We start from the raw sequence: 939 nt of genomic DNA, 5'->3' as shown, positions 1-939 counted from the left end.
AGGTGAGAAGCGTGGTGTCTATCTGTATGCCCGAGTTTCTACACCTAAGCAGAAACAGGACTTGGAAAACCAATTAGAAGCCTTGCAGAATTTTTCATTGAAGCAGGGTTACCAAGTTAAGGGCGCTTTCAAGGATATTGCCAGTGGTATTTCATTCGAAAAGAGAAAGGAGTTTTTCAAACTGCTTGATCTTGTGATTGCCGGTAAGGTATCCAAGGTCATTATTACCTATAAAGACCGCTTAAGCCGTGTCGGCTTCGATCTCTTTAAATATCTTTTTGAGAAATACCACACAGAAATTATCGTCATGTCGGAACTGCACGACAAGAAAACTGACCAGCAGGAAATCTTCGAGGAGATTATTTCCTTGCTACACGCTTTCTCTATGCGAATGTACTCTGGTCGGCGTAAACGTATCAAGGAAGCCCTGGAACAAGAAGAAAAGGCAGGTGATCATGATGGCGAAACAGCTCAAGTCGAAGAAAAAACGTCGTCAGACGTTTAATCAGATTCGACAAGCAAAAGCTGAACAACAATACGAATACTTGGTTGAACGGCACATTGTTAAGCCATCCAACAAGTATTTTTCTACCTTGAATCATTTCAGTCATTTGGCAAACAATGTTTACAATCAAGGATTGTATCGCGTTCGCCAAAAATTATTTGCCGGCGAATGGATGAGCTATGAAAAACTGGATAAAAGCATGAAGAAGTCCAATGAACAACGGGACTGCATGCTGTACAGTTCCATGCACTCTGTACATTTAGCACAGCAGGTTTTGAAACTGGTCGCTCAAAACATGACGTCTTGGAAGAAAGCACGAAAAGCCTATTTAAAGGCTCCAGGTAAGTTTACTGGTCGGCCTAAACTACCCAAGTATCACCAAAAAGGCGGTTTAACATCGTTTGTCGTTGACAATCAAACCGCTAAGCTTCGTG

General features: G+C 42.0%; 1 protein-coding gene and 1 pseudogene. Both read left to right on the top strand.

Annotated features, from left to right (window positions below):
• Positions 1–505: IS607 family transposase (locus tag HF864_RS09380; protein WP_169462717.1), on the top strand; the 505-nt coding region annotated here is incomplete at its 5' end.
• Positions 456–939: pseudogene (locus HF864_RS09375) on the top strand (RNA-guided endonuclease TnpB family protein); the annotation flags it as partial. The gene HF864_RS09380 and the pseudogene HF864_RS09375, both read left to right, overlap by 50 nt.

Source organism: Lactobacillus sp. MRS-253-APC-2B, assembly GCF_012843675.1.
Taxonomy (GTDB): domain Bacteria; phylum Bacillota; class Bacilli; order Lactobacillales; family Lactobacillaceae; genus Limosilactobacillus; species Limosilactobacillus pulli.
Note: the sequence above shows the minus strand (reverse complement) of the source record. Positions and strands in the feature narration are given on the sequence as shown.